The 26,205-nt window shown below is 38.7% G+C and carries 31 protein-coding genes; 17 read left to right on the plus strand and 14 right to left on the minus strand.

Going from position 1 to position 26,205, the window contains the following annotated elements:
* Positions 1-3 precede the first annotated feature (3 nt).
* Both MLC52_RS03065 and MLC52_RS03070 read left to right on the plus strand, forming a co-directional pair.
* On the plus strand, positions 4-387 hold the full coding sequence (locus MLC52_RS03065; RefSeq protein ID WP_151900879.1) for a hypothetical protein: 384 nt from the start codon (positions 4-6) through the stop codon (positions 385-387).
* Positions 371-613, plus strand: coding sequence for a thiamine biosynthesis protein ThiF (locus MLC52_RS03070; protein ID WP_151900878.1), 243 nt, complete (start codon positions 371-373; stop codon positions 611-613). The genes MLC52_RS03065 and MLC52_RS03070 overlap by 17 nt, the downstream gene beginning before the upstream one ends.
* On the opposite strand, the gene MLC52_RS03075 is transcribed toward MLC52_RS03070, so the two are convergent.
* From MLC52_RS03075 to MLC52_RS03095, 5 genes are read right to left on the minus strand one after another with little or no spacing between them, the layout of a single operon-like run.
* On the minus strand, positions 605-1,003 hold the full coding sequence (locus tag MLC52_RS03075; RefSeq protein WP_346389468.1) for a DUF1566 domain-containing protein: 399 nt from the start codon (positions 1,001-1,003) through the stop codon (positions 605-607). The genes MLC52_RS03070 and MLC52_RS03075 overlap by 9 nt on opposite strands.
* A 12-nt stretch (positions 1,004-1,015) precedes the next feature.
* Complete coding sequence (locus MLC52_RS03080; protein ID WP_346389469.1) at positions 1,016-1,462, minus strand: DsrE family protein; 447 nt, start codon at positions 1,460-1,462, stop codon at positions 1,016-1,018.
* Between the two features lie 4 nt (positions 1,463-1,466).
* The gene (locus tag MLC52_RS03085) at positions 1,467-1,994 is read right to left on the minus strand and encodes a carboxymuconolactone decarboxylase family protein (RefSeq protein ID WP_346389470.1); all 528 of its coding nucleotides are present in this window, start codon (positions 1,992-1,994) and stop codon (positions 1,467-1,469) included.
* Positions 1,995-2,010: 16 nt separating this feature from the next.
* Positions 2,011-2,607: a YeeE/YedE thiosulfate transporter family protein gene (locus tag MLC52_RS03090; RefSeq protein ID WP_151900874.1), complete on the minus strand. Its 597-nt coding sequence runs from the start codon at positions 2,605-2,607 to the stop codon at positions 2,011-2,013.
* A complete protein-coding gene (locus MLC52_RS03095; protein ID WP_434581262.1) occupies positions 2,597-3,115 on the minus strand; it encodes a YeeE/YedE thiosulfate transporter family protein in 519 nt (172 codons plus the stop codon). Before MLC52_RS03095 ends, MLC52_RS03090 begins: the two co-directional genes overlap by 11 nt.
* A 93-nt stretch (positions 3,116-3,208) precedes the next feature.
* Here MLC52_RS03095 and MLC52_RS03100 point away from each other — a divergent pair, with 93 nt between their 5' ends.
* Positions 3,209-3,889, plus strand: a complete 681-nt coding sequence (locus MLC52_RS03100; RefSeq protein WP_418641110.1) for a MerR family transcriptional regulator — start codon at positions 3,209-3,211, stop codon at positions 3,887-3,889.
* Here MLC52_RS03100 and MLC52_RS03105 read toward each other — a convergent pair.
* From MLC52_RS03105 to MLC52_RS03125, 5 genes are all read right to left on the minus strand, one after another.
* Positions 3,864-5,048: a sensor histidine kinase gene (locus MLC52_RS03105; RefSeq protein ID WP_434581265.1), complete on the minus strand. Its 1,185-nt coding sequence runs from the start codon at positions 5,046-5,048 to the stop codon at positions 3,864-3,866. The two genes, MLC52_RS03100 and MLC52_RS03105, sit on opposite strands and share 26 nt — an antisense overlap.
* Positions 5,035-5,697, minus strand: coding sequence for a response regulator transcription factor (locus MLC52_RS03110; protein WP_151900870.1), 663 nt, complete (start codon positions 5,695-5,697; stop codon positions 5,035-5,037). Before MLC52_RS03110 ends, MLC52_RS03105 begins: the two co-directional genes overlap by 14 nt.
* On the minus strand, positions 5,694-6,785 hold the full coding sequence (locus MLC52_RS03115) for a cache domain-containing protein (RefSeq protein WP_434581267.1): 1,092 nt from the start codon (positions 6,783-6,785) through the stop codon (positions 5,694-5,696). The genes MLC52_RS03110 and MLC52_RS03115 overlap by 4 nt, the downstream gene beginning before the upstream one ends.
* Before the next feature lie 69 nt (positions 6,786-6,854).
* Complete coding sequence (locus tag MLC52_RS03120; RefSeq protein WP_418641114.1) at positions 6,855-7,367, minus strand: hypothetical protein; 513 nt, start codon at positions 7,365-7,367, stop codon at positions 6,855-6,857.
* Between the two features lie 10 nt (positions 7,368-7,377).
* Complete coding sequence (locus MLC52_RS03125) at positions 7,378-8,763, minus strand: hypothetical protein (RefSeq protein WP_151900867.1); 1,386 nt, start codon at positions 8,761-8,763, stop codon at positions 7,378-7,380.
* A gap of 144 nt (positions 8,764-8,907) precedes the next feature.
* Here MLC52_RS03125 and MLC52_RS03130 point away from each other — a divergent pair, with 144 nt between their 5' ends.
* From MLC52_RS03130 to MLC52_RS03190, 13 genes are read left to right on the plus strand one after another with little or no spacing between them, the layout of a single operon-like run.
* Positions 8,908-9,309 (plus strand): PAS domain-containing protein, encoded by a 402-nt coding sequence (locus tag MLC52_RS03130; RefSeq protein ID WP_151900866.1) that lies wholly within the window; start codon positions 8,908-8,910, stop codon positions 9,307-9,309.
* Positions 9,302-12,145, plus strand: a complete 2,844-nt coding sequence (locus MLC52_RS03135) for a nitrate- and nitrite sensing domain-containing protein (protein WP_434581270.1) — start codon at positions 9,302-9,304, stop codon at positions 12,143-12,145. The genes MLC52_RS03130 and MLC52_RS03135 overlap by 8 nt, the downstream gene beginning before the upstream one ends.
* 50 nt (positions 12,146-12,195) lie before the next feature.
* The gene (gene greA, locus MLC52_RS03140) at positions 12,196-12,699 is read left to right on the plus strand and encodes a transcription elongation factor GreA (protein ID WP_151900864.1); all 504 of its coding nucleotides are present in this window, start codon (positions 12,196-12,198) and stop codon (positions 12,697-12,699) included.
* On the plus strand, positions 12,699-13,712 hold the full coding sequence (gene argC, locus MLC52_RS03145) for an N-acetyl-gamma-glutamyl-phosphate reductase (RefSeq protein WP_434581272.1): 1,014 nt from the start codon (positions 12,699-12,701) through the stop codon (positions 13,710-13,712). The genes greA and argC overlap by 1 nt, the downstream gene beginning before the upstream one ends.
* The gene (locus MLC52_RS03150) at positions 13,702-14,442 is read left to right on the plus strand and encodes a UDP-2,3-diacylglucosamine diphosphatase (RefSeq protein ID WP_151900862.1); all 741 of its coding nucleotides are present in this window, start codon (positions 13,702-13,704) and stop codon (positions 14,440-14,442) included. Before argC ends, MLC52_RS03150 begins: the two co-directional genes overlap by 11 nt.
* Positions 14,443-14,445: 3 nt before the next feature.
* Positions 14,446-15,387 carry a chemotaxis protein CheV gene (locus MLC52_RS03155; RefSeq protein ID WP_151900861.1) on the plus strand — a complete coding sequence of 314 codons (942 nt, stop codon included), beginning with the start codon at positions 14,446-14,448 and terminating at the stop codon, positions 15,385-15,387.
* A gap of 11 nt (positions 15,388-15,398) precedes the next feature.
* A complete protein-coding gene (locus MLC52_RS03160) occupies positions 15,399-17,804 on the plus strand; it encodes a hybrid sensor histidine kinase/response regulator (protein ID WP_434581275.1) in 2,406 nt (801 codons plus the stop codon).
* Positions 17,804-18,298 (plus strand): chemotaxis protein CheW, encoded by a 495-nt coding sequence (locus MLC52_RS03165; RefSeq protein ID WP_151900859.1) that lies wholly within the window; start codon positions 17,804-17,806, stop codon positions 18,296-18,298. The genes MLC52_RS03160 and MLC52_RS03165 overlap by 1 nt, the downstream gene beginning before the upstream one ends.
* Positions 18,299-18,310: 12 nt before the next feature.
* Positions 18,311-19,417 carry an MlaE family ABC transporter permease gene (locus tag MLC52_RS03170; protein ID WP_346389479.1) on the plus strand — a complete coding sequence of 369 codons (1,107 nt, stop codon included), beginning with the start codon at positions 18,311-18,313 and terminating at the stop codon, positions 19,415-19,417.
* The gene (locus MLC52_RS03175) at positions 19,417-20,151 is read left to right on the plus strand and encodes an ABC transporter ATP-binding protein (RefSeq protein WP_188109976.1); all 735 of its coding nucleotides are present in this window, start codon (positions 19,417-19,419) and stop codon (positions 20,149-20,151) included. The genes MLC52_RS03170 and MLC52_RS03175 overlap by 1 nt, the downstream gene beginning before the upstream one ends.
* Complete coding sequence (locus MLC52_RS03180; protein ID WP_434581277.1) at positions 20,148-21,110, plus strand: MlaD family protein; 963 nt, start codon at positions 20,148-20,150, stop codon at positions 21,108-21,110. The genes MLC52_RS03175 and MLC52_RS03180 overlap by 4 nt, the downstream gene beginning before the upstream one ends.
* A complete protein-coding gene (locus MLC52_RS03185) occupies positions 21,100-21,717 on the plus strand; it encodes an ABC-type transport auxiliary lipoprotein family protein (protein WP_434581279.1) in 618 nt (205 codons plus the stop codon). Before MLC52_RS03180 ends, MLC52_RS03185 begins: the two co-directional genes overlap by 11 nt.
* Positions 21,707-22,993, plus strand: coding sequence for an aminopeptidase P N-terminal domain-containing protein (locus tag MLC52_RS03190; RefSeq protein WP_434581281.1), 1,287 nt, complete (start codon positions 21,707-21,709; stop codon positions 22,991-22,993). Before MLC52_RS03185 ends, MLC52_RS03190 begins: the two co-directional genes overlap by 11 nt.
* Here the strand turns inward: MLC52_RS03190 and MLC52_RS03195 are convergent.
* Positions 22,965-23,396: a hypothetical protein gene (locus MLC52_RS03195; RefSeq protein WP_151900854.1), complete on the minus strand. Its 432-nt coding sequence runs from the start codon at positions 23,394-23,396 to the stop codon at positions 22,965-22,967. The two genes, MLC52_RS03190 and MLC52_RS03195, sit on opposite strands and share 29 nt — an antisense overlap.
* Positions 23,397-23,569: 173 nt before the next feature.
* On the opposite strand from MLC52_RS03195, the gene MLC52_RS03200 reads away from it, so the two are divergent.
* A complete protein-coding gene (locus tag MLC52_RS03200; protein WP_434581283.1) occupies positions 23,570-24,805 on the plus strand; it encodes a diguanylate cyclase in 1,236 nt (411 codons plus the stop codon).
* On the opposite strand, the gene MLC52_RS03205 is transcribed toward MLC52_RS03200, so the two are convergent.
* The 3 genes from MLC52_RS03205 to MLC52_RS03215 are packed head-to-tail and all read right to left on the minus strand — an operon-like array spanning position 24,802 to position 26,205.
* Positions 24,802-25,149, minus strand: coding sequence for a translation initiation factor (locus MLC52_RS03205; RefSeq protein ID WP_346389485.1), 348 nt, complete (start codon positions 25,147-25,149; stop codon positions 24,802-24,804). The two genes, MLC52_RS03200 and MLC52_RS03205, sit on opposite strands and share 4 nt — an antisense overlap.
* Positions 25,142-25,357 (minus strand): DUF1653 domain-containing protein, encoded by a 216-nt coding sequence (locus tag MLC52_RS03210; RefSeq protein WP_434581285.1) that lies wholly within the window; start codon positions 25,355-25,357, stop codon positions 25,142-25,144. Before MLC52_RS03210 ends, MLC52_RS03205 begins: the two co-directional genes overlap by 8 nt.
* Positions 25,357-26,205, minus strand: coding sequence for a DUF5718 family protein (locus MLC52_RS03215; protein ID WP_434581287.1), 849 nt, complete (start codon positions 26,203-26,205; stop codon positions 25,357-25,359). The genes MLC52_RS03210 and MLC52_RS03215 overlap by 1 nt, the downstream gene beginning before the upstream one ends.

A 26,205-nucleotide genomic window follows, 5' to 3' on the forward strand; every position in this document is an offset into this window, starting at 1 on the left:
GATTTGTTTGATTTTTTAGAGAGCGACTGGTTTAATATAGGGCTTGAGGTTGTTTTTATAATTTTAATCTCTTATGATGTAAAAAAGTATTTTGAGACAAAAAAGAGAGAATATATCATCAATATTGTCCTGACAATAGCTTTTGCAATATGGGCGCTTTATCCGTACTATAACTCCTACATCGGTTGGGAAGAGGAACAGAAAAAAGAGATGCTTTCGCACTGCAGCGGTGACGAAAACTCTACGAAGCTTTGCAAATGTCTGGATGATGCCACTTTCAAAGAGTATACCTATGATGAGTATAAAAATCTGGACAAAAACAGCACGGAGTATAAAGAGTTTGTAAAAGATGCAAAAGAGGAGTGTCTGGATGATTCATGGTTTTGATTTGAGTTCTGATCTTGTTTGTGAGGGGATTGTCGGTGACGGCTGTGGAGGCGGACGTATTTTTTATGTTCAAGATGAAAAACTGAAAACCTTTGACCCCGTGACAAAAAAGTCTATGATACTCCTGGATAATGTGGGAAATGTTCAAAAAATCAGTAAATCTGCCTGTATTATTACAATAGAGTGTTCAGATCAAACCAGAGAGTTTGATCTTTCATCACTGTAGTTTTCTGACACATACCAGTTTGTTTGTATTGCATTTATCTGTTGATGAGATGAAACCGTTTCCTGTATAGACGGTATAAGCATTAAATCCGTCACTGCTTTTGTCTATATCTTTACTCCAGTACAGCGCAGTATCAAGGTGCCTGAATTTTGCTTTGAGTTTTTTTGACTCTCCCAGGTGTTGCAGTTCCTTTTTTGTCGGCAGTCGCCAGTCATCTTTTTGCGCTGCATGTAATGCTTTACAGTAACTGTTTGCCAGTTTCCATATACCGTTAAACTTCTGCATATCCTTTGTATCAAGCCATTGTAACTCTTGCGCTGTATCTGTAACGCTGTTTTGTGCCTGTGCACAGGAGAACAAAACAAAAAGCAGTATAAAAAATTTTTGCATTGCCAAACCTTTTTATTTGAAACTCATGAGCGCATACCCGTCATTTTGGTATCTGATGGTATCTAAGAAACTGTTTTTTGAAATCTTTACAAAAGGCAGAACATCTTCTTTTTCAATAGCATTATGTGCCAGAGACATAGCGCAGGCAGTGATGGTGACATTTTTTCTTTTTGCAAGTTTCTTGAGGTATTGCTGGGATTGTTTTATATCTGGGACATCTTCATCCGGTACTGTCATGTCGTAATCTTTTGCCACCATTGCAACGCAGGAGCCGTGAAGTGTCAGTGCTACTTTTGCAGTATCTCCCTGTTCTTCAATCATATCTATAGTTTTTCCGACAAGCCACATACGGCTTTTTATATAAGATGCATCAGCCGAACTGCAGTCAAAGACAACTTTATACTCTCTGGCATTGACAAGTACACTAAAAAGGCTGAGAATTAAAAAAACATTTTTCATATTCTTACTCTAAGCCAAAAACATTTGAAAGTGTGTTAATGTAGTTAAAGTAACCGGTAATAGCAACTGCTTCGACTATTTGGACATCACTCCAGCCGAGTTTTTTCAAGTTGTCTATCTCTTCTTTTGTAACTTTGTAGTTGTCTTTTCTGGATGCGCGTATACAGAAGTTTAAAAGTGCTTTTTCTGCTTCATCAGCATCCAAATCATCGACACCCTGTAAAACTTCTTCGATTCTCTCCTCACTCATACCTAACATTTTTGCGATACTTTTATGGACATCTACACACATTTTACAGCCATTTTCCAAAGATATAAGCAAAGCGATAGACTCTTTTATATCGTATGAGAGTGTTGTTTCATCCAAAAGGTATTTTTGTATCATTGTGTCTGTTGCAAAGTAAACTTTTTCATCAAGAGCCAAGAGTTTGAATATCTCTCCGAGTTTTCCTGTTTTTTCTAAAATAGGTCTTGCTTTGTCCTGAATTGCAGGGCTCATTTCTTCAAATTCCGGTAGTTGTATATATGCCATATTTTTTCCTTTGTATCTAATTTTTTTTGAAATCTGCAGGGTCTTTATATTCTATTGTCGGCAGCAGATATGCAGTAATCAGTAAAATAGTACTAAAAATTACTACAACAAGTAAAGCGTGATCTTCAAAATAATGAAATATTTGCACTTTTCCCAAATCCGGACCCATGAAGTTTTTTATCTGAGGGTAAAAAAGCGTAAAAACCGCTCCACCGACCATTCCTCCCAAAACGCCGACAAGGGCATCTATTCGGCCCTCAGATACCGAAACAAAAAAAGCAGAGGGACATTTTCCTAAAATAACCAAGCCGATACCAAAAAGTATTGCCCCCGTGATAAGTCCTGCAAGTAAAACAGGTTTTACAGAATAAGAAGCATAACCAGTCTGTACCAAAATATAAAATCCCAGGCTTGAAAGTGCAACGGTTGTCATCGCCATACGAGGAACAAGGGTATCTTCAAAAAGCATAAAACCAGCCATTTTTTCAAATTTATCCAACCTTGAGTATAAAATAACGGCACCAAAAACAAAGCCTGTAAACAGTACCGTCCAAACAGAACCATGTCCTTGCCTTGCCACTATATCAAACATATGTACAATTCTATCTGTCATTTTTGCAAACCTTTTTTTTGTAAAAAAATCTTCCTGTTATCACACCTGTTCCCAGCGCAAAAACGGCAAAGATTATACCACTGAGTGCCAATTGACTGCCACCGGACAAAATATGCCCGGCATTGCATCCGCCTGCTAGTCTGGCACCAAATACAAGCAGAAATCCGGCAATAAAACTCCAAAGCATACGAGATTTGACTGATCTGTTTTTTCTCTCTTTCCAGAGTGTGGGGATAAGACTCAAATGAAAAGACTTTGTTACAAAAATTGACATAAAAAGTCCGCCAAAGAACAGACCGATCAGCATGACACCTTCCCATGCTCCGGATTGTTGTATCTCTGCTGTATAAGCATAACTGTCTGCATCCAGTCCAAATAAAACAGTTGCAAGGTACGCCATTCCGGTTGAAGCACCGATAGGACGATTCGCTCCAAAAGTTGAAAAACTAAAATAAAAAAGTAAACTCATTGCAATTCCGCCAACCCACCAAGGTATTTGTCTAGGCATATAAACTCCATTTGAAATAAATAGTGTAAAGCTACACTTTACAATTTGAATTATATGATATAATTCTTAATCAGTTATTAATTAGGATGAAAAATGGATTATAAAATGTCTGAACTTGTGGCAAAAACAGGTGTTCCAAAATCGACTATACTTTACTATATAAAAGAGGGACTTTTGCCAAATCCTGTAAAAGTAAAGGCAAATGTTCATAAATACAGTGATGAACATATAGAGCTCATCAAATATATCAAGTATATGAAAGAGGAGATGGGTAGCAGTAACGAACAGGTGAAACTGGTTTTAGAGAAAAAAAACAATTCATTTTCAAGTTCTTACACAATGCTGGCACCGCTCATGAATACTTTAAGCGGTATTGAGATTCACAGCGAGCACTACAGCAAAAAAGAGTTTACAGAGCATTTTGATATTGATGAGGAACTCCTGGAAAGGTTGCTTGCTGATGGTGTTTTAATGCCAATAGGGGAGAATGATTATACTCAAAAAGAAGCTTGTATAGTGAATTTGATAGAGAACTGCAGGGAAGTCGGGGTTGATTATGAGTTGATAAAAGAGTATGTAAAACATGCCCGGGAATTGGCAAAATTGGAACTTAAAATGCAGGAAAAACTATGTGCACTGCGAGATGATAAAAATTTTTCTGCTTTGTGGAAAATAGTATTTGATACACTTTTTAAAACCAAAGAGTATATTTTCAACCGTGCAACATACAAAGAGTTCTACAGAGCAATCAAACAGGAACTGATTGGAACATAGACTTTTTAAAGGTATAGGTAAATATGCTTCCTTTTCCCGGTTCGGATTTTATATCAAGATGTATATCGGCTTCATCTATGATTGATTTGACGATGCTCATACCTATGCCAAACCCGTTTTTATATTCATTTTCCCTGTAGTAGCGTTCGAGAATTTTTTGCGGGTTTTGGATGCCTTTTCCATAATCTTGGATACTCAGACATATATTCAGTTCATTGTCATGGAAAAGCTTTATCTCTATTTTACTTTTTGCAAATGAAAACTTTATGGCATTGGAAAGTGTGTTGTCAACGATTCGCTGCAGTTTAGTTGTGCTGAAAAACAGTACAGGTTGTCCTACCTTACATGTAAAGAGAAGTTCTATCTCTTTTAACTGGCAGATAAGTTCAAAATAAGAGACACGCTCCTGTAAAAAGTCATAAAGGTTAATGGGCTCATTTTTGTATTCAACTCTGTTTTGTTTTATGAGATAATCCATGTCATTGTAAATGGTGGCAAGAGAGCGTGTTGCTGATTTTATGCGGTTGAAATATTTGTTTTTGCCGTAAAGCGCATCAAAAAGGTCAACATTTACATTGATGATACTCAAAGGGGTGTTGATTTCATGCATAGACTCTTTGATAAAATCATCGAGCTTTTCATTGACTCTTCTGAAGGGTTTTGAAAAGCTTTTTAAAAAATAAAAAGAGAGCAGCAAGATGAGCGTAATGATTCCAAAGGCAATGAGGCTGGCTTCAAAAAAAACAGGAGCGAAAGAGATTTCTGTTTTTGTGACCAAATAGTTTGCAAAAAAGTATTTTTTATCCGGGAGTTCTGTGATGAGATACCTGTGAGAACCTTTGGAATGGTATCCTGGCATATAGGAGGGGAGGGGTTCGTCTATCTGTGTATAGACCGGAGTAAAATCTTTTTTGTAAAGACCTGAGGCAAAAGAGGCAAATTTTGGAAACTCAAAGATCTCCTGAGGATGGTTTCCAAAATTGTCCATGGCTTTTATGATGTGGGCCTGGATGGATTTGAGTTCCACTTCTGTTTGCACTTCCTGCAGGTTTATTTTATGATTGATATACAATGACAAAGGCGTCAGGAGTATAAAAGAGACAATCAGTGTATAAATAAGACTGTATTTTTTTACAAATTTTTCTTCATTGACAATCAAGTCGGTATCCTATGCCGTAAATATTCTCAATGACATCCTTTGGCAGCTTTCTTCTTAAGTTGTTTATCTGCACTCTCGCATTGGCAGCTTCAACATTGTTCTCCCAGATCTCTTCATACAGCATTTCAAAAGTGACAATCTGGTTTCTGTGTTTGATGAACAGAGTAAGAATATCATTTTCTGTTTTGCTCAGTTGAATCTCTCCCGATATACCGATAAGTTTCCGGTTGTTAACATCATACCGGTAGTCACAGGGAAGCTGGAGCATATCACTGTCGGTTTTAAAACAGTTGGATTTTAGGGCATGCTGTACTCTTAATTGTAATTCGATTAAATCAAAAGGCTTTTTAATATAGTCACAACAGCCGTTTGCATATCCCTGCAGCATTGCATCGGCACTTGACATGGAAGTGACAAAAATTGTAGGAATGTTCTTTCCCTCATCTCCAAGTTCTTTTCTTAAAGAAAATCCGTCAAATTCTCCGGGGACATTGACATCCAGAAGGAGCAAGTCATACTCTTTGCAAAAAATGGCATCAAAAGCATCACTGCTGTTCTCAAAACTGTCTACTGTATAGTCTTTTGAGCTGAGAAATTCTTCAATGCTCTCTTTTAAAATTGTCTCATCTTCGAGTAAAAGTATTTTCATTTTATCTTTCCTCTTGAAATTTTCTGAGAGTTGGCATCCAGCAAGAGGGATATTAACTCTTCTTTTGTGTATCTGTTGAGTTTGTTACGTAAATTTTTCTCCAAACAGGCCCTGTCTTTTTGTGTTGTGCATTTTTTCAGTGAAACAAGTTCTTTTGCTGTTAAGTCGGTATAAGGGTCAAAAGCTTTGTCTTTATTGACAATAGTAGAATAAAGATCTTTTCTTGAGTAGCTGAAAAAGCTTTCAAGTTCATTCTCAAAACTGCTGAAAAGTTTGAGTTTTTCTTGTGAAAGTATAAGTATAAAGTAACCTATACGTTCTGCTTTGGAGTTGAGAATGACTTTTGATATGTAGAGATACTCTTCGGTCTGCACAGAACCCAAACTTTCAAGTTTATTCAAGTCCAGTCTGCGGAGATTTTGAATGTGATTGATGTTTGCTCCGTTGTTTGCTACTATCATATTTTTAATACGCGGATTGTTTTTTAGCAGTACGGACTGGTTTTGGTATTTGTCATCGAGGAGTGCAATCATATCTATATCGTACTGGGCAAAATATTTTTCAAGGGAAGCAAAACGTTGAATAACCTCAACAAACCCGAGACACTTTTTGTTCTCTACAATAGGAATAGAAGCAATAAGCACAAGCCGTCTTGCCGCTTCATAGGAGAGATGCGGGCTGAGTGTTTTTTTCATCTCTACCAAGTCGGGACGGTAGGCTTTGACATTGACACCCGCATCACTGTTATCCCAGCTGCGTGCAAATATAGTAATGTCTTTTGAAAGAATCTGAATACGGATTTTTGAACCGCTGAATGTTTCAAGTGCCTTCATATGTGTCTGGAGAATTTCATAGGCTTTTTTTGCATCATTGTTTTTAAGCGCACGCTGGAGTGTTTCATTTTGAGAAAGGGCAAAGGCAAAATTAAAAGCCCTTGCCTTTTCATTTTCTATCTGTTTGTTTAAAATATTGAGTAAAACAGTATGCACTCTGTCAGTAAACTCCTGCTTGTTTTGTGTATAGAAGTAGCCTATAAAAATTACCAGCATTAACAATATTACAGCGAGATATTTCTGATAGAGTTTCATATTCTTTTTACTTCATACATTAAGAGTGTGTATTATTTTTTATAATAATACACAAATCTTGGCGTTAAATTACTTAATTTTGACGTATGCACATCCCTGTCTTTGCAAATTAACGATTTTAATGATGCCCGCAGGTGTTTTTTTCACATAATCCTGCAGTTGCTCATCTTTGACATGTTTTTTCTTCATTGTATTGCCACAGGCAAAAAAGTTGATGTTGTCACCGCCAAGCTGTTTTAAAGATTTAAAACGTGAAACGGTCCCGGCACCTGTCGGACCTCCATGCTCGCAGTAAGGCATTTTAACAAAACCTGTGCCCTTAAAATCTTTCATCATGTATTGAAGACATGGACCAAAAGCGACAACATTTATCTCATACGGAATAAGATTTTTGTCAAAATAGCTGGCTGCGTTATTAATAGTATTGAGCATCAGGTGTATACGTTGAATATCGGGAAAATCACACTGATAGACTATTTTGACTACATCATTTTCTTCTTCTGCGTCACTGTTTTGCGCATAGAGACCTGTTCCGAGCAACATAAGTAATGCCACTGTTGAGAGTTTTTTGAATAATTTCATTGTCAATCCTTTAAAAAGCTGCTGTTATTTGAATAGCAATACGGTTCCCCATATTGTCTAAAACTTTTTGTGCATTTGCATTACCCGGAGCTTTTGCATCCCGTATCATGTAGTTCAGATCGACTCTTGTTGCTCCTTTGAATCTGTATGAGGCACCAAGCGTTAGGGTTTTAAAGTCACGTTCGCCTTTGGTGTCATTGGTCAGACGGTTTAAGTAGTCATATCTGCCAAATACTTCAAACTTTCTCTGAACGATTTCATACTGAAGATTCACATATCCGCCGTCCGCTTTGTTTTCACTGCCTGCAGCGAATTGAAACTGCCAGTTTTCAGTCTGCGGATCAGGATCTGTATCTTTTGCACCGGTATAAATCATCCCAGAGGCTCTCATATATTCCCCTTCGACTCTGATGCCGTCTTTATGGTAGGTAAAGCCTAAACCGTATCGTTTTCGGTCTGCATCAATTTGGGTTGTTGCTGTTCCGTTGTTGGAGAGAAGTTTTCTTTTTCCGCTTTGTCCCCAGACAAACATTTTGAGTGAGTTTGTATAGTATCCTTTGCCGGGATTTGCAAAAATTTTCTCCAGTGCAAGATATCCGTAGTGGGTTGCCTGTGCATTTGAACTGCTCATACTGATACCGTTTCCGTTTCCGTACATGTAAGCATAAGAGATGTTCCATGAATCTACCAGCGGCAAGGTGTCGAAAATCTGCACACCCGTATCTCTAAAAGCGCCGATTGGTCTGTTGATTTCTGTGCTGGTATAGTGAACTGTCTGTGCACCGCCTGCTGCTGCACCTGTCTGTGCTGCTCCTACTTTTGTTACCTGTCGTTCTAAAAGCTGTTGAAATGTCATAGAAGTAAACTCGATGTAAGGAGAGACAAAGACAGCCTGCAAGCCCTCTTCACTTCCCGGATATTTGAACATACCGGCTCTGATTTTCGCCCCTTTTATATGTTTGAGTGTTACAGAAGCATCTGTAAAATAAGTACCGACATTTCTATGTCCGGCAAGATTGTTGACACCGTTGTTTCCAAACTCTGTCATAAAAAAGTAGTTGACAAGGTTGTCATTGTCAGCCATCCCTCTCATCGCCAAACGTGCCCGAAAAAGACTCATACCGGATTGCGATTCCAGGTCAGGGTTTAAAAGAGAAAAAGGTGTTTTGTTTTTACCGTCAGGAGCAATCAAAACTTTTCCCTCGTCTTTTTTGTAATTTGCCTGAATGAATCCCCAGACTTTCGGTTTGTGACTGCGATATGGAACGATTACCCCTTTTGGTGCAAAAAACTCCGGTTGATACCCTTGCAGCTTGAGCCAGTCGGCCGCCTCAATTTGTGAAGCACAGACGAGACCTGCCAGTCCAAGAAGCTTTATTTTTAAAGTTGTTTTCATATTTTCCTCCTATGAAAGATGTCGGCAGTGTAAAACAAGAGTGAAAAGAAAGTGTAAAAAAGAGAATTTTTAGAACCTTTAACTAAAAGCAAAGCTTTCTAAAAGTACTATATCTAACTTTTAAAATATACTTAAGGATTTTGAATGGCTGAAATACATTTGGATACCAAAGCTTTTTTGGTCTCAGAAACAGATACGAAAGGGATTATCCGTTTTGCCAATGATGAGTTTTGTCATTATGCCGGATACAGTGTTGATGAACTTGTTGGCAAACCGCATAATATTGTCCGTCACCCAGATATGCCGCGTGCCGCTTTTAAAGATTTGTGGGATACGATAAAAAGCGGGAAGCGATGGCGGGGCTTTGTAAAAAACAAGGCAAAAAACGGTGACTACTATTGGGTTTTTGCCACGGTTTACCCCTTTACCTCCTGTGACGGGCAACCGGGTTATATCTCCTGCAGAAGAACAGTTTCAGAAATGGAAAAAGAGAAATATGAAAAAATTTATAAAGAGATGAGAGCAAAGGAGCGCCACAATGGTTAATTTTTTAACAAAGATTTCAGTAAGAAACAAGATGCTGCTCAATGTTGCAGTGCCTCTTGCGGTCATTGTCATCATAGCCATAAGTGCAATTTACAGTCATTTGCAAAACAGTCAGCAGTATGAAACATACAGCATCATCGTCGATCTGGATCAAAAAATTTCCAAAGTTGTGCATGAGACACAAAAAGAGCGGGGTGCAACTGCCGGATTTTTGGGTTCAAAAGGGAAAAAGTTTGCACAAAAACTTGTCTCGCAAAAAGAAGAGACTGACAAAAAAATTCAAGAACTGCAAGAGTATCTGCAAAACGGGAATGTCATCAGTCTGTTGGATAAAGATGTCAAAGAATACCTTGAAAAAGCATTACAGGATCTCTCAAGGATAAATACCATTCGTTCTCAGGTGACGGCACAGAGTATGGGAGCAAAGGAGGCGATTGCCTACTATACACAAATGAATGCAAAGTTTTTAAATTTTATAGCAAAAGCTTCTTTGCAGGCAGCGGATGCACAGCTCAGTGCCGAGACCCTGGCGTATTATGATTTTTTACAGTCCAAAGAGAGAGCCGGCATAGAGCGTGCAGTCGGAAGTGCCACTTTCGCAAATGACAAGTTTATCAAAGGGGCAAAAACAAAACTGGCAGGACTGATCTCTGAACAAGAGGCATTTATGAGCAGCTTTGAGACCCTTGCCTCAAAAAAAGATATTGCATACAAGAGAGAGATTCTGCAGGGTAAGGTGATTGAAGAAGTCAAACGGATGGAAACCATTTTGCTGAGTGCCAAAGAGATTGGCGGTTTTGGTGTGGATGCCACCTACTGGTTTGATACGATTACAAAAAAAATAAACAGACTCAAAAAAGTGCAGGAAAAAATAGAAAAAGGATTGAATGGCAGTGACAAAAGAAGCAAAGAACTCTTTCAGCTTGCCATAGACATCGCAAACTTTGTACATGAAACACAAAAAGAGAGAGGTGCTACAGCAGGGTATATAGGCTCAAATGCCAAAAAATTCGTTACCAGACTTCCGGCACAGAGAGCCGCAAGTGATAAAAAACTGACAAGGCTTAAAGGTGATATTAAAAGTTTTCATTTTCAAAACTATCCGCATGAATTACAAAAACGTGTAAATCAATTTTTGCAAAAAATTCAAGAATTACAGGGTGTAAGAAAGCGTGTGACATCACTGGATATTGATGTAAAAAGTGCTCTAAATACTTATACTGCCGCAAATACATCTATGCTTGACACGATTGCCTATATGACACATTTGGCAACAGATATAAAAAGCGGAAGAAAGCTCATTACCTATTACAGTTTTTTAATGGCAAAAGAGAGAGCGGGCATAGAGCGGGCAGTGCTCTCAAATGCTTTTGCCAGAAATAAATTTCTGCCGGGTATGAAAGACAAATTTGTAAAACTCATAACAGAACAAAAAAGCTTTTTGAGAGTATTTCGCTCTGTAGCCCCTTCCTATCTGGTGGCATATTATACAAATCAGATGGCTATACAGGCAGTGCAGGAGGTTGAAAAGATGCGAAAAATTGCGCTTGAGGCCAATACCATAGGCGGATTTGGTGTGGATGCTTCTTACTGGTTTGATACCATCACGCAAAAAATCAATCTTTTGAAGAAAGTGGATGACCGCCTGAGCCAAAATCTTACCCGGTTGGCACATGAAAAATATGAGAATGAAAAAAATGCGCTCTATCTGTATCTTTTTGTAATGCTTTTTATTATTTTGTTTACAGCAGTGCTTTCGTGGCTAATCAGCAAAAATATCACACACTCCGTTTCAAAAATAAGCAAAGGCATGGAACAGTTTTTGGAGTTTTTAAACAGAAAACACAATGTAATCGAAAAGATTGATTTGTCTGGCAGTGATGAACTCGCCCGTGTTGCAAAAATGGTCAACGAACAGACAGATACAATTAATGAGGGAATAGAGAATGATATGCTCTGTGTCGGAGAGTCAATTCTTACTCTCAATAAGGTACAGCAGGGCTCTTTTAAATGCAGAGTCAATTCCGAGGCAACAAACTCGCAAATCCAGACTTTGGCAAATACAATCAATAAAATGCTCGATACCCAGGAAAAAGTGATGGACGATATACTCGAAGGTCTTGAAAAGTATGCAAACTATAACTACCTGGATAAGATTGTTCTTGATGCAAAAATTACAGGAGAGACAAAAGCGGTTGTAGAGAGAGTCAACAATCTTGGCGATGCCATCACAAAACTTTTGAACGATTCCTATAACAATGCAAATGCACTGCTTGAGCGGGCAGATATGCTTGAGTCAAAAATGCAGGAATTAAACAGTTCTACGGCTTCACAGGCAAAAGAGCTGAGTGTGACAACGCAGGCGGTCAATACTATAGCTCAGACCATAGAAGAGACATCCCAAAAAGCAAATGAAGTTGTCAGCCAGTCACAGGATATTAAAAATGTGATGCAGGTTATCAGTGATATAGCGGATCAGACAAATCTGCTGGCACTTAACGCGGCCATTGAAGCAGCACGTGCGGGTGAGCATGGACGCGGATTTGCCGTAGTGGCTGATGAGGTAAGAAAGCTTGCAGAGGGAACACAAAAATCACTGGCTGAAATCAATACAACAGTGAGTATCCTGACGCAGTCCATTACCGATGTTGAGGCCAATATTGCCGAACAGAGCGAGAGTGCGAATTCTATTAACAAAGCAGTTGATGAGGTAAATGCTATGACAGAGCTTAATGCACAGACTGCGGCTGAAGTCAATGAGGTGGCACGGGATGTCAAAGAGATGTCTCTCAAAGCCTTGAGCGAAATAGAAAAAAATAAATTTAACAAAGTGTAAAGTTTTGATATAATCATACAACTAAAAAAATTTAATAAAGAGAATAGATTATGCAAAACAACATAGAACCGATGACACTTTTTGGCTACGAGAAGTTACAGGCCGAAGTGAAAGACTTAAAAGAGGTAAAACGTCCCGGCGTTGTCAAAGCGATTGAAGAAGCGCTTGAACACGGCGATTTAAAAGAAAATGCAGAGTATCATGCGGCAAAAGAGCAGCAAAAAAGCATAGACAACCGCCTTGCAGAGCTTCAGGAGATTTTAGGAAATGCCCAGATTGTTGATCCTAAAGATCTGCAGCACACCAAGGTGAGCTTTGGCTCAACGGTTGTCATGACAAATATGGACACAGACGAAGAGGTAACCTACACGATAGTTGGCGGCTGTGAGAGCAATCCTGACATAGGGCTCATCTCTTTTAACTCTCCTCTGGCAAAACAGCTTCTTGGCAAAGAAGAGGGTGACGAGGTCAAAGTCCGTCTCCCCGGCGGTGAAAAAGAGTTTGAAATAGACGAGGTGAAATACCAGGATATTGTTTTTGAGTGTAAAGAGTAATGCAAAACAAGAGTAAAATAAATGTAGGCGTGGTCGGGGCAACAGGCTACACAGGGCTGGAACTTGTCAAAATGCTCATAAAACATCCTTTTTTTCATTTGGCATACATCGCAAACTCTGAAGGCGGAACGACCATAAACAAGCTCCATCCTTCTTTAAACGGTGTGTGCGAAGATGAGGTGCAAAAAGCAGATATTGATGCAATGGCGCTTACATGTAAACTGGTTTTTTTGGCACTGCCGCATAAAACAGCAATGGCTTACGTCAAGCCGTTGTTAGAGAAGGGTATCAAAGTTGTTGATCTCTCAGCTGACTACAGACTGCCGCAGGATATTTATGAGGCATTTTACTGTCCCCATACAGACCCAAAAAATCTGGAACATGTTGTCTACGGACTCCCTGAACTCAATCGTGAAGCAATAAAGTCTGCAAAACTGGTTGCAAATCCGGGATGTTTCCCTACATCCGCGATATTGGGACTGCTTCCGTTTATGGACAAACGTATTGCGGATACACCGATTATAATTGATGCAAAAACAGGAGTGAGCGGAGCAGGCAAAAAGCTCAGTGAAGTGACACATTTTGTGAATGTCAATGACAATCTTTTTGCCTACAATCCTTTGTTGCACAGACATGCTCCCGAAATTGCAGACAAACTGAATGTCTCTTTTGACAAAGTCAGTTTTGTACCGCATCTGGTTCCTGTGACGCGGGGTATGATAAGTTCGATTTATATACAGGTCAGTGATGATTTCGATGCCCTGGATGTTGTAGAAGAATTTTATAAAAATGACGTACATGTAAGGGTGAGTTCTGTGCCGGTGGATATGAAAAATGTTGCCGGAACAAATTTCTGTGACATCTATGCCCAAAGAAAAGGCAATATACTTTTTATATCTTCAAGCATAGACAACCTGATGAGAGGAGCATCTTCTCAGGCCGTTGTCAACGCCAATCTGATGATGGGCATTGATGAGACGACGGCGATACCAGATATAGCCTATGTCCCCTAAACCGGTTATTATCCAAGAGGGTGCGTTTATTGTTTCTGATGCGCACTATTCACACCTGCGTCCGGAACTTTTATATTTTTTACGAGAAATACACAGTAAAAATATGGCAGTACCCCAGCTTATTCTGATGGGAGATATCTTTGATGCTCTGTTTGGGTCTATAGACTTTACATGTAAGCAGAACAAAGAGGTTATAGCGCTTATAAATGATATTTCCAAAGATACGGAAGTTGTCTATCTGGAGGGAAACCATGACTTTAATATAAAAAATGTTTTTCCAAAGGCCAGGGTTTTTTCGATTAAAAACCAGCCGGTAAAAGCATTGTATCAAAAGAAAAAAGTCTATCTTGCACATGGAGACTTTGACGGGGAGAGACTCTATAAACTCTACACATCTTTGATACGAAGCCCTTTTGTTCTTTTTGTTTTAAAGTATATAGATATATTTTCAAAACATGCGATTTTGAAAAATCTTGACAGCTATTTGAGTAAAAAAAATGACTGTCAGAAATTTACGGGTTTTAGAGAGTTTGTACAAAAGCGTTTGGCAGAAAAATATACCTGCGACTACTTTATAGAGGGACATTATCATCAAAATATTTCTTTTGACACAGACGGTTTTTACTATATAAATCTGGGTGCTTTTGCTTGCAATCAAAGATACTTTATTGTAAAATCAGCTCAAGACATAGAGTTGTTGGAAGAAAAAAAATACTCTAGGGAGATATAAAAGATGGATGAAAAGTCTTTAAAAGTTGGTTCCAATGAGATGGAACTTGTTGATTTTCGCATATTCAAACAGGAAAAAGACAAGGTTTATGAAGGTATTTACGGTATCAATGTCTCTAAGGTCAGAGAAATTATACGTTTGCCAAAACTGACAGAGCTGCCAAGTACACCGGAGTTCATAGAGGGAATATTTGATTTGCGTGAAGTGGTCATTCCTGTTGTCAATCTGGCAAAATGGATGGGTGTGACTGAACCCGAAGATGCAAAGAAAAATGCCCGCGTTATTATTACAGAGTTTAACAATGTGCTGATAGGCTTTATAGTTCATGAAGCAAAACGCATCAGAAGAATCAGCTGGAGTGATATAGAACCGGCAACTTTTATGAGCAGTTCCTCAGGACTTGAGAGCAATAAAATAACTGGAGTAACAAAGATAGAGGGTGATAATGTTCTTTTAATCCTGGACCTTGAAAGTGTTGTTCAGGATTTGGGACTGTATGAACCTGAAACAGATTCCGCACCGGAGAAAATAGAAACATTTTCAGGTCTGGCAATGGTGCTTGATGACAGTGCAACGGCTCGTAAAATTGTCAAAGATGCATTGATGAAAATGGGCTTTCATGTTGTAGAAGCGATGGATGGAGAAGAGGGTCTTAATAAACTGAAAGATCTCTATGAAACTTATGGAGATAATTTGGCAGATAATTTAAAAATAATTATTTCAGATGTTGAAATGCCAAGAATGGACGGTTTTCATTTTGCGGCGAAAGTCAAAGAAGATGAAAGGTTCAGTGATATTCCTATAGTCTTTAACTCCTCAATCAGTGATCATTTTAGTGAAACAAGAGGTGAGGAAGCCGGCGGAGAAGCTTATTTGGTTAAGTTTAAGGCAGGTGCATTTTTTGATGAAGTATCACGTATTGTACGTGCACATATGAAGAAATAGGGAGTGTAAATATGGATGAATTTCAAGAGATACTGCAAGATTTTTTAGTTGAATCGTTTGAACTTGTTGAAAAGCTTGACGAAGATTTGGTCGAATTAGAATCCCGTCCGGATGATTTGGAATTGCTAAACGGGATATTTCGTGTCGCACACACCGTGAAAGGGGCTTCATCGTTTTTGAATTTTGACACCTTGACACATTTGACACATCATATGGAAGATGTGCTCAATAAAGCCCGTCATGGAGAGTTGAGTATCACTCCGGATGTTATGGATGTTATTCTGGAGTCTATTGACCTGATGAAAGCACTTTTGGAAAAAATCCGTGACACGAGCAGTGATGAAGGCATAGATGTGGCCGCCTGTGTCGCAAGACTTGACAAAATAAGCAACGGTGACCTTTCAGGACTTGCCGATGCAACAGCAGCACAGGAAAAAGAAGAACAAGAGCCTGCGGCAGCTGAAGAAGAGACTCAGGAAGAAGAACCGGACTATGACAATATGGACCCTGATGAGATAGAAGCTGAAATAGAAAGACTTTTGGCACAGCGCCAGGCCGAAGACAGAGCCAAAAGAGAAGCAAAAATAGCCGCGGGTGAAGAAGTGCCTGTAATGCCACCGGAACCAAATGAAGAAGATCCGAAAAAAGAAGAAAAACAAGAGAAAAAAGAAGAAGCTCCAAAGGCACCGACTCCTGCTCCTGTTTCACAAAATAAAAAAGCATCGCAAAATGCTTCTGCTGAGGATCCAAAGGCGGCAGCACCGGCAAAACGTGCACCTGCCACGGTTGAGCAGACGATTCGTGTGGATGTCAAAAGACTTGACCATCTGATGAACCTGATCGGTGAACTTGTTTTGGCAAAAAACAGATTGATTAAAATCAATGATGATGTTGAAGAGCGTTATGAGGGAGAAGAATTTTTAGAAGAGCTCAATCAGGTTGTCTCTATTGTTTCTCTTGTAACGACTGATTTGCAAATTGCGGTTATGAAAACACGTATGTTGCCAATAGGAAAAGTTTTTAACAAATTCCCTAGAATGATCCGGGATCTTTCCCGCGAACTCAACAAAAAGATTGAACTTGTTATCTCCGGTGAAGATACAGAGCTCGACAAATCAATTGTGGAAGAGATCGGGGATCCGCTTGTGCATATTATCCGTAACTCCTGTGACCATGGTATAGAGACGCCAGAAGAGCGTCTTGCAAAAGGAAAACCGGAAGAGGGTACGATTACACTCAAAGCCTATAATGAGGGCAATCAGATTGTGATTCAGATAGATGATGACGGAAAAGGGCTTGACCCGGAGATGCTTAAGCAAAAGTCGCTTGAAAAAGGCATCATCACTGAAAAAGAAGCAGAGCAGATGAGTGACAAAGAAGCATATACACTTATCTTTAAACCGGGATTTTCAACAGCTGCTGCCGTGACAAGTGTATCCGGACGCGGTGTCGGGATGGATGTTGTCAAAACAAACATCGAAAAACTCAACGGTATCATAGATATTGACAGTGAAATAGACAAGGGTACTTCTATAAAACTGAAAATTCCACTGACTCTGGCAATTATTCAGGCACTTCTTGTGGGTGTTCAAGAAGAGCATTATGCCATTCCTTTAGCCTCTGTTCTTGAAACGGTCAGAATTTCAAAAGATGAAATATATACAGTAGAGGGACGTTCTGTAATGCGATTGCGTGATGATGTTCTTTCTTTGGTGCATATCGGAGATATTTTTGAAGTTGAGCGTATTTTGGATGCGAGTGAACATGCCTATGTTGTTGTTTTGGGACTCGGAACAAGCAAACTGGGGCTTATTGTAGATATTTTGGTAGGGCAGGAAGAGATTGTTATCAAATCTCTCGGCGAGTACCTCAAAGGTATTGAAGGGATTGCGGGAGCTACCATCCGCGGAGACGGAGGAGTGACACTTATCGTTGATGTCGTGGCGCTTATGGATATGGCCAAAGAGACAAAAGCCACGCAGATAAGCTCGTCAGATGAATCTGCGGTGAAAGAGAAAACAAAAGCGAGTGACTATACTGTAATGATCGTTGATGATTCCAAAACAGACAGAACGATTATGCGAAAAGCACTGGAACCTATGGGGATTACTCTTGTTGAAGCGAGTGACGGACAAGAAGCACTTAACCTCTTGAAATCAGGCGATCACAATATAGATGCAATGCTCATTGATATCGAAATGCCAAGGATGGACGGATATACACTTGCCTCGGAGATTAAAAAATACAACAGATATAAAAACCTTCCGCTTATAGCCGTAACATCAAGAACAAGTAAATCTGACCGTATGCGCGGGGTTGAATCAGGTATGGTTGAGTATATCACGAAACCTTATTCTGCCGACTATTTGGCAAGTGTTGTACAGAGAAATGTTAACTTTAAACCGGAGTTTTTATAATGAGTGATAAATTAAAAGATATTATTAACAAACAGGCTGAACAAAATGACAGTGTTGTTGATCAGCTCGATGATGTGGTACAACTTGTCGGATTTGTCATAGGGGATGAAGAGTATGCAGTACCTATTCTTTCCATTCAGGAGATTATCAAACCTTTTCCATGGACAAGAGTTCCGCAGGTGCCTAAGTATGTTTTGGGTGTGTTTAATCTTCGCGGTTCTGTTATTCCGCTTATAGATCTGCGTACAAAATTTGGACTGCCTCCTAAAAAACAGAGCGAAGATACACGCTTTATTGTTATGCGAAACGGCTCTGATGTGGCAGGATTTGTGATTGACAGACTCACAATGGCAATTCGCATTAAAAAAGAGAATGTGGGACCGCCGCCTGATACTGTCAACGGTGATGACACTATTATAGACGGTGTAGGAAAGCAGGCAGATAAAATTATTACTATTTTAAAAGTGAACAAACTTTTAGAAAGAGATTTTTAGCCTTTTTGTCTCATGCCTGAAAACCTACTGCGCACTACCATTGACAAAGAGAGTATTTCCCTTGAATTTTCAGGGGAATTGACACTCTACAATCTTCATCAAGCCCAAGAATTCATTGCAAAAATCGAGCTCTCAAATTTTAAAAAAATTACTGTTGATTTAAGAGATGCCCGCTATCTTGATACCGCCTTTGCTCTTTTTTTAACTGATCTGCAAGAAGAGTACCATGTAAACACAGAGTGTACAAATACAAACTTTTTGCATACACTTGCATTGACCAAAGAGCATAAAAAAAAGCTCGATAAAAAATACAAACCTTCAAAAGAAAATATATTTGAGTGTATGGGAAAAACTTTTTATCGCTCCTACCTTTCATTTATCTCTTTTATGGAGTTTATCGGGAAGGTTTTTGTCTCTTTTTTGCTCTATTTTAAAAGTGTTAAAAATATCCGTATAAAAGAGATAGCTTTTGAAATCAATGAAAGTGCACTGCGTGCTCTTGGCATTGTAGCATTGACAAGTTTTCTGATTGGTTTGGTGACAGCCTATCAGGCTGCTTATCAGCTTCAGCGATACGGAGGCAATATTTTTATTGTGGATATGATGGGTATTTCTATATTCAGAGAACTTGCCCCCTTGATTACGGCAATAGTCATCGCAGGCAGAAGCGGTTCAGCCTATACGGCACAGATAGGAGCGATGAAAATCACACAGGAGATTGATGCTATGCGGACTATGGGCTTTGACCCATATACTTTTTTGGTTTTGCCAAGAATAGTTGCTCTTGTTGTTATGCTGCCGATACTCATTTTTGTAGCAGATATTATGGCTATGCTCGGAGGCATTATCGTTGCCGATTTGAGTCTGGACCTGCCGCCGGCACTTTTCATTGACAGACTGCAAGAGGTAGTGGCAATGAAACATTTTTATGTGGGACTTGTCAAAGGACCGTTTTTTGCATTTTTGATTGCTTCTATCGGTATTTACAGAGGGTTGATTGTCAAAGATGATACACAAAGTATAGGCTACAATACTACAAAAAGTGTTGTCGAGTCACTTTTTGCCGTAATTGTATGTGATGCGGTTTTTTCTATAGCCTTTACAAATCTGGGGATATAATGGAACTGATTAAAGTATGCGGTGTCAAAACAGTTTTTGGTGACAAAGTGGTGCATGACGGGCTCAATTTACATGTAAACGAAGGTGAAATTTACGGGCTTTTGGGACCAAGCGGCTGCGGAAAAACAACACTGCTGCGTGAAATGGTCATGCTGCAGGAGTTTCACTCAGGAAGTATTGAGATTTTGGGACAGAAAATAGAGAGTATCAGTGAAAGCCAGGCACAGGAACTCAGGCGAAAATGGGGTGTATTGTTCCAGTTTGGTGCTCTTTTTTCTTCTTTGACTCTGGCGGAAAATATTGCGTTGGCGCTGCGGGAGTATGCAACACTCTCCCAAAAAATGATAGAAGAAATAGTGGCATTTAAACTTGATCTGGTAGGTTTGAAACCAAGTGATGCATTTTTATATCCTTCGCAAATAAGCGGAGGTATGCGAAAAAAAGCGGGGATTGCCAGAGCTTTGGCGATGGATCCCAAACTGCTTTTTTTGGATGAACCTACAAGCGGACTTGATCCGATTTCTGCCAGAGAGTTCGATGAACTTATATTGCAGTTGCGTTCAATGCTGGGACTTACTATGGTAATTGTCACACATGATTTACATTCTATATATAATACTTTGGATAGAATGGCTATAATTGATAATAAAAAAATTGCTTATGAGGGCAGTTTAGAAGAGGTTACTTCTGTGAAGAATGATTTTATACAGACTTTTTTTAGAGATACAATATGAACAATAAAGTAAATTATACATTGATAGGGTTTGTCGTTTTGTTGGGAATGCTCAGCATACTCGGATTTGTTTACTGGATGCTCAAACCTGAAAAAGCAGAGGCGACACAAAAGTATATTATATATTTTAACGAATCGGTGTTGGGACTCAATCTTGATGCACCTGTGAAATACAAGGGTATAAAAGTAGGCAAAGTAATACGCTTGCGTATAAATCCGAAAAACACCGAACAGGTGGAGGTGACAGTCAGTATGCTAAAGACGACACCTGTCAAAGAAGATACGGTGGCAAAGCTTACTGCACAGGGCATTACCGGACTGAGTTATATAAATCTGACAGAGGGAAGCAATAATGCACCGCCGCTTAAAGCAAAAAAAGGAGAAATGTATCCTGTAATCAAGTCAGCTCCTTCTTTTTTCGCAAATGTGGAACAGTCGCTGGATTCGGTCTCTGAACTGTTGCTTATGACGCTTGACAGAACCAATGAGCTGTTGAGTGAAAAAAACCAGGAACAGTTTTCTAGATTTTTACACGAGAGTGCTATGGTTATGGCAAAAATTGATACAATACTTGATGAAAAAACCATTGCACACCTGCAGGCAAGTGCGAAAAATATGGAACATATCACAGCTCAGATTGATAAAAGTATTCCCAATATGAATAAATTGGTTGCACACAGCATTGCATGGGAAAAGAAAATCAATGACTCTTTTTCGAGTATCAAACAAACATATCTGGAAATGGGACATATTATGAATGATATGGCAAAATCTTTTTCTGATGTACAGAATAACGTTGAAGATATTACAGTGCAGTCCGTACCGTTGATTAACAGCACTGTGACACAAATGCAACAGACATTGATAAATTTAGATGAGCTGTTAGAACATTATGACCGCAGTCCGAGTGATATTTTATATAAAAAAGAAAGATACAAAAGGGGACCTGGTGAAAAATAGATTATTAATTATATGCCTTACATGTATCGCGGTAATAACAATTACCGGATGCACATCGCCGACACCGGCGCAGAATCAGTACAGACTCAATATACAGCCAAAAGCAGTAAAAGTACAGACAGGCAAATGTCGGAAAAAAACACTCAAAGTAGAGCGCTCTTTTGGTGACAAACTCTATATGTCCTTGAAAATGTATTATGTAGAGGGAAAATATGCACAATACTCTTATGCCCAGTCAAGATGGGCGCAGACGCCAAATGATGCTCTAACATATGCTGTTACAGAGTATTTGCGGGATCTGAAGCTTTTTAAGAGTGTGCAAAGTGCAGAATCAAAAACAAAAAACGACTACAGACTGGAAATAAATATAGAAGATTTTATGCAGTATTTTGATGAAAACGAAAAAAATTCTTTTGTCAATGTTGTCATTACATGTAATCTGGTTGATGAAACGAGTCATAAAACAGTAGCGACAAAAACTTTTCATTTCAAACAAAAAACTTTGTCAGATGATGCAAAAGGCGGGGTTGTTGCACTCAGCAATGCCTTGGATGAAATTTTAAAAGAGTGTGGTTTATGGCTGCAGGGAGTATGTCTTGATAAGTGAAAAAGAGTACAAACAAAGAAGAATACGTTTGGGACGTAAACTGAAGCCTTTGAGTGTAGCTGTCTTGTTGAGTGCAGAGCAAAAAACACGTTCCAATGATACACAATATCCATACCGACAAAACAGTAATTTTTACTATATGAGCGGTTTCACAGAAGACAATTCTGCTTTGGTTATTGTAAAAGATGCAAAAAAATTTCACACTTTTTTGTTTGTTGCCAAAAAAGACAAAATGCAGGAACTCTGGCATGGAAAAAGGCTGGGAAAAGAGAAAGCCAAAGAGCTTTTCATGGTGGATGATGTTTTTGAAATTGATGAGTTTGAAGAAAAACTTAAAGAGTTTATAGAAAATAAAAAACATATCTATCATGATTTCAAACTGGAATATGCAAAGGTTAAAATCTTAAAACGCTTCAAAAAAAGCATACAAAGTTATGAGAATCTGGCGACATATATTGAAAAAATGCGTCTCATAAAGTCAAAATCTGAAATTAAGCTTATTAAAAAAGCTATCAATATTACAAAAAAAGCACATCATAAAGCGATGAAATTGAGTGCGAAACTGCATTATGAGTATGAACTGCAGGCAAATTTAGAGTACATTTTTAAAAAAAACGGTGCCTACAGCGATGCTTATACCTCTATTGTAGCCTGTGGAAACTCTGCCAATACTTTGCATTATGTAAACAACGATAAAAAATTGATGCAAGGTGATCTGATACTCATAGATGCCGGATGTGAATACCGGTATTATGCAAGTGATATAACGCGCACAATTCCTGTCAGCGGAAGTTATACAAAAGCACAAAAAGAACTCTATGAAATGGTTTTACATGTACAAAAAGAGATTATAAAGATGATTTTCCCTGGCGTGTTCAAAAGTGTACTGCAGAAAAAATCCGAAGAGTTGCTGTGTCAGGGAATGATAGATTTGGGAATATTGCAGGGAGAACTCAAAAAACTGCTAAAAGAAAAAGCACACAAAAAATATTATCCGCACGGTATCGGACACTGGATGGGGCTCGATGTGCATGATGAATGTCCCTATAAAAAACCAAACGGCAAGGAGATTCCGCTGCAACCCGGTATGGTTATGACCATAGAACCCGGTATTTACCTTGATGCAGAAGATATAAGTATTCCTAAAAAGTACAGAGGTACAGGCATAAGAATTGAAGACAATATTCTAGTTACGAAAAACGGCTGCGAAAATCTCTCTTCACATATTGCAAAAGAGATAGAGGAAATTACTCGTAAGAGTAACTCCAGCCGGTGAGATTCTCTTTTTTTGCTTCATCAAAGGCATCTGAATCTGCCAAGAAATCCATGACATGCATTACTGTATAGGGAATACTTTTTTGATCCTCCGGCTTTACCAGTAACATAGGCATGGGGGTGTCTTGTGCCTTGCTGAGTGCAAAACCCACTGGCATAAGCTGACTCATGAGTTCTGCAGGTTTGCCTATTTTATGTTCCTGCAAAAATTTTTCCAGTACGGCATCCTGAATATCTTTTGGCAGTGCTTCTTCTGTATTTAAAAAGAGTGTAAAGTGAATGGGTGTCTGTTTGAAATGATCCGGTGCCGGTGCCGCCATAATGATGTACTCTACATTTTTTAAATGCTCTTTTATCTGTTGTCTGTTGAGATATCGGTCTGTTTTTATTGCCTGGGCTTTCATGATTGCTCTTTTTTTATGACAAAATGTCAGTTTTTAAATTTGTTTGGAATTTTAACATATAAGAGGGGGAAGAACAAGAAAAAAAACAGTCGGTACTTCAGTGCGGGATGACAATATCTATAAAGATTATGGTACAAAATATGCTTAATTATTTGTATCAAAGAAGGATATATATGCAGTTTATCGAAGCACTTAAACTTAGAAGCAAGCTTTTTTTTCTTTTTCTTTTGATTACTGTCGGGCTGTTCGCTCTTGGCTTCATAGGAACAAACTATGTCAATGCAATGAAAAAAAATATGGATTCTTTGTACTTTGGTTCTTTGATACCTGTAACAGAATTAAATGAGATAGTCAAAACATACAGTTACGATCTGGCAGCTACTGTTTACAAGGTGCGTAGAGATGAAATCAGCCCCAGTGAGGCAGCTTTTAAAATAGACACATCTTTAAAATATATCAATAAAAAATGGCAAAGTTATAAGTCTCATTTTAAGACAGAAGAGGAATTGTATTATCTCGAATATGCTGATTTGGAAATTAATCGTGCCAATAATTATTTTTCCAAAGTTCTAAAAGCCGTGAAAGCTTCCAAAAATTTAGCGCATATATCAATAACAACACTTGAAAAAAAAGTTGAGACAATTCATAATGTTTTGGAAAAACTGATCAATTATGAAGTCAATATGGCGAATTATGAGAGAAAGAAGTTTTTATATACCTATGATTCAATTTTGCTAAAAATTGGTACTTCACTCGGACTTATTATTGTGGGACTGCTGATAATTCTTTTTTATGTATTTGAGAGTATTCAAAAAGATCAGACAAGACTGGAAATTGCAGCGAAGAAACTTAAACTTGTCAATAAAAAGCTTGAAAATGCCTCTTATACAGATTCTTTGACAAATCTTCACAACAGAAGATATTTTAATTTCATTTATGAAAGAGAAGTCAAACGTGCAAAACGAAATAAAGCCTATATTACATTTATGATGCTTGATATTGACTATTTTAAACAATATAATGACACTTATGGACATCTGGCAGGAGATGAAGCACTTAAAAGTGTTGCAAAAGTTTTAAAAGAGACACTCAAACGACCGGGAGACTATGTTTTTAGACTTGGCGGTGAAGAGTTTGGAGTACTTATGAGTGATACGAGTGAGACAAACAGTGCAAATATTGCCCGGGAAATCTGCAATGCTGTAAGAGGCCTTGAAATAAAACATGAAGCTTCAAAAGTACATGAGTATCTTACACTCTCTATTGGAGTCGTTTGTTGTGTAGCAGATGAAGCGCTGGATGAAGATGTGTTGATTTCACGGTCTGATGAAATGCTTTATGAAGCAAAAGAGGCCGGAAGAGACAGGTATATAATCACATCCAATGCCTCAAAGGCAAAAATTGCCTAGTGTCCGTTTTTGAAACGAAATTTTTCTTCAGTTAAAAGCGGGCGAAGCTTTTCTTTTATATCTCCCTGAAATTCCATCCAGTTTTCTTTAAGAGTGCCTCCGCAACCAAGCTTTTTTTTCAGTAATTTTAAGAGGAGCGCCAGTTCATTTTTTGGTCTGTGAAATTCTCCAACCAGTGTAACTGTTTTGCCTCTGCGTTTTTCTTTTTTAAAAAGTAAAAAATGTTTCGCGGGTTCTTCCGTAATGTTTGAAGTTTTTGGAGGGCCGGGATTATGAACTTCAGCCCAGCTGTCATCATCTATACTCGCACCGATAAAGAGATCGATTTTTTTCCCTCTACTCATTTTTTTCTCCAAGATAGCGAAATCGTGGTTGTATACAGCCATTGACAGATACAGTTTCAAAAAACATACTGTAAGGCCGTACCCAGAGTCCTTCGTCTCCATACAGGGCGCGATAAAGAACCATAAGCTCTTCTGTTTCAGAGTGCCTTACGGTATCAATCACTTGATACCTTTTACCTTTGTAGTGTTCATAAATACCTGTTTTCATCAGCAAACGCTCTGTGCCAAAATACTCATCTGTTCTTGTGTGTAATTCTTATCATGAAGCGTATCTGTGACATCGCGCAGGGAGTAAGTTTTGTGATTATAAAGAACAACAAATATTTCATCCCCTTTTTGTAAAAAAGTAGTTTCTCCATAGGGCGTATATCGTGTAGCCCCTATGCTGATAAGCGCTTTTTTGGGGTAGTTACATGTAACTGTATAACTTTTTAAATCTTCCAGCGGTCCAAAATCTTTTTGGGTATTTATCTGTTTGCATATCCATTGTGTGAGTTTTTCATAAAAGTAGCTGTAACCGGTAAGTGTTGCATTTTCGCCATAGGGATGCAAGGCATCATTGCGACGTAAAAAACTGCAGATGCTGAAGTCATCCATTACGCCGCCCTCTTCAAATTTGTCAATTGAAATGAGTTGCGAAGCAAATCCCTTGGAGTTTTGTCCCCAGTTTTTTTTGTCACTGATTTTTTTGGCACCGCTGACACGAATAGAGCAGTCGTTATATGCACCGAAATATTTTGGTTCAATAGCCGTGATTTGTCCGTTTTGATAGGTCAGTTCACACAAAAGTCCTACTTCGGGTTCTGCCTGGACATTGACATCTTCTTTTGGCAGTTGTATCAGTGTAGAAGAAAGCGGATAGGTGAAAAGTATCTCACTCGGACGAGAAGTCTCTTTCTTTTTTTCACAGGGCAGGTAGAAAGGAAAAAGCCCTTTTGGCGCGGCTTCATCCTCTGTTACAATATTTTTGAACTCTTCAAGTTCTCCGGCCTGGGCAAGGTGCAGGGCAAAATTGCCGGCGATTCCAAGACCCAAATACTCTTCGTATTTTTTCAT

Origin of the sequence: Sulfurimonas sp. NW15, from assembly GCF_051132285.1 — a bacterium.
GTDB classification, from domain to species: Bacteria; Campylobacterota; Campylobacteria; order Campylobacterales; family Sulfurimonadaceae; genus Sulfurimonas; species Sulfurimonas hydrogeniphila.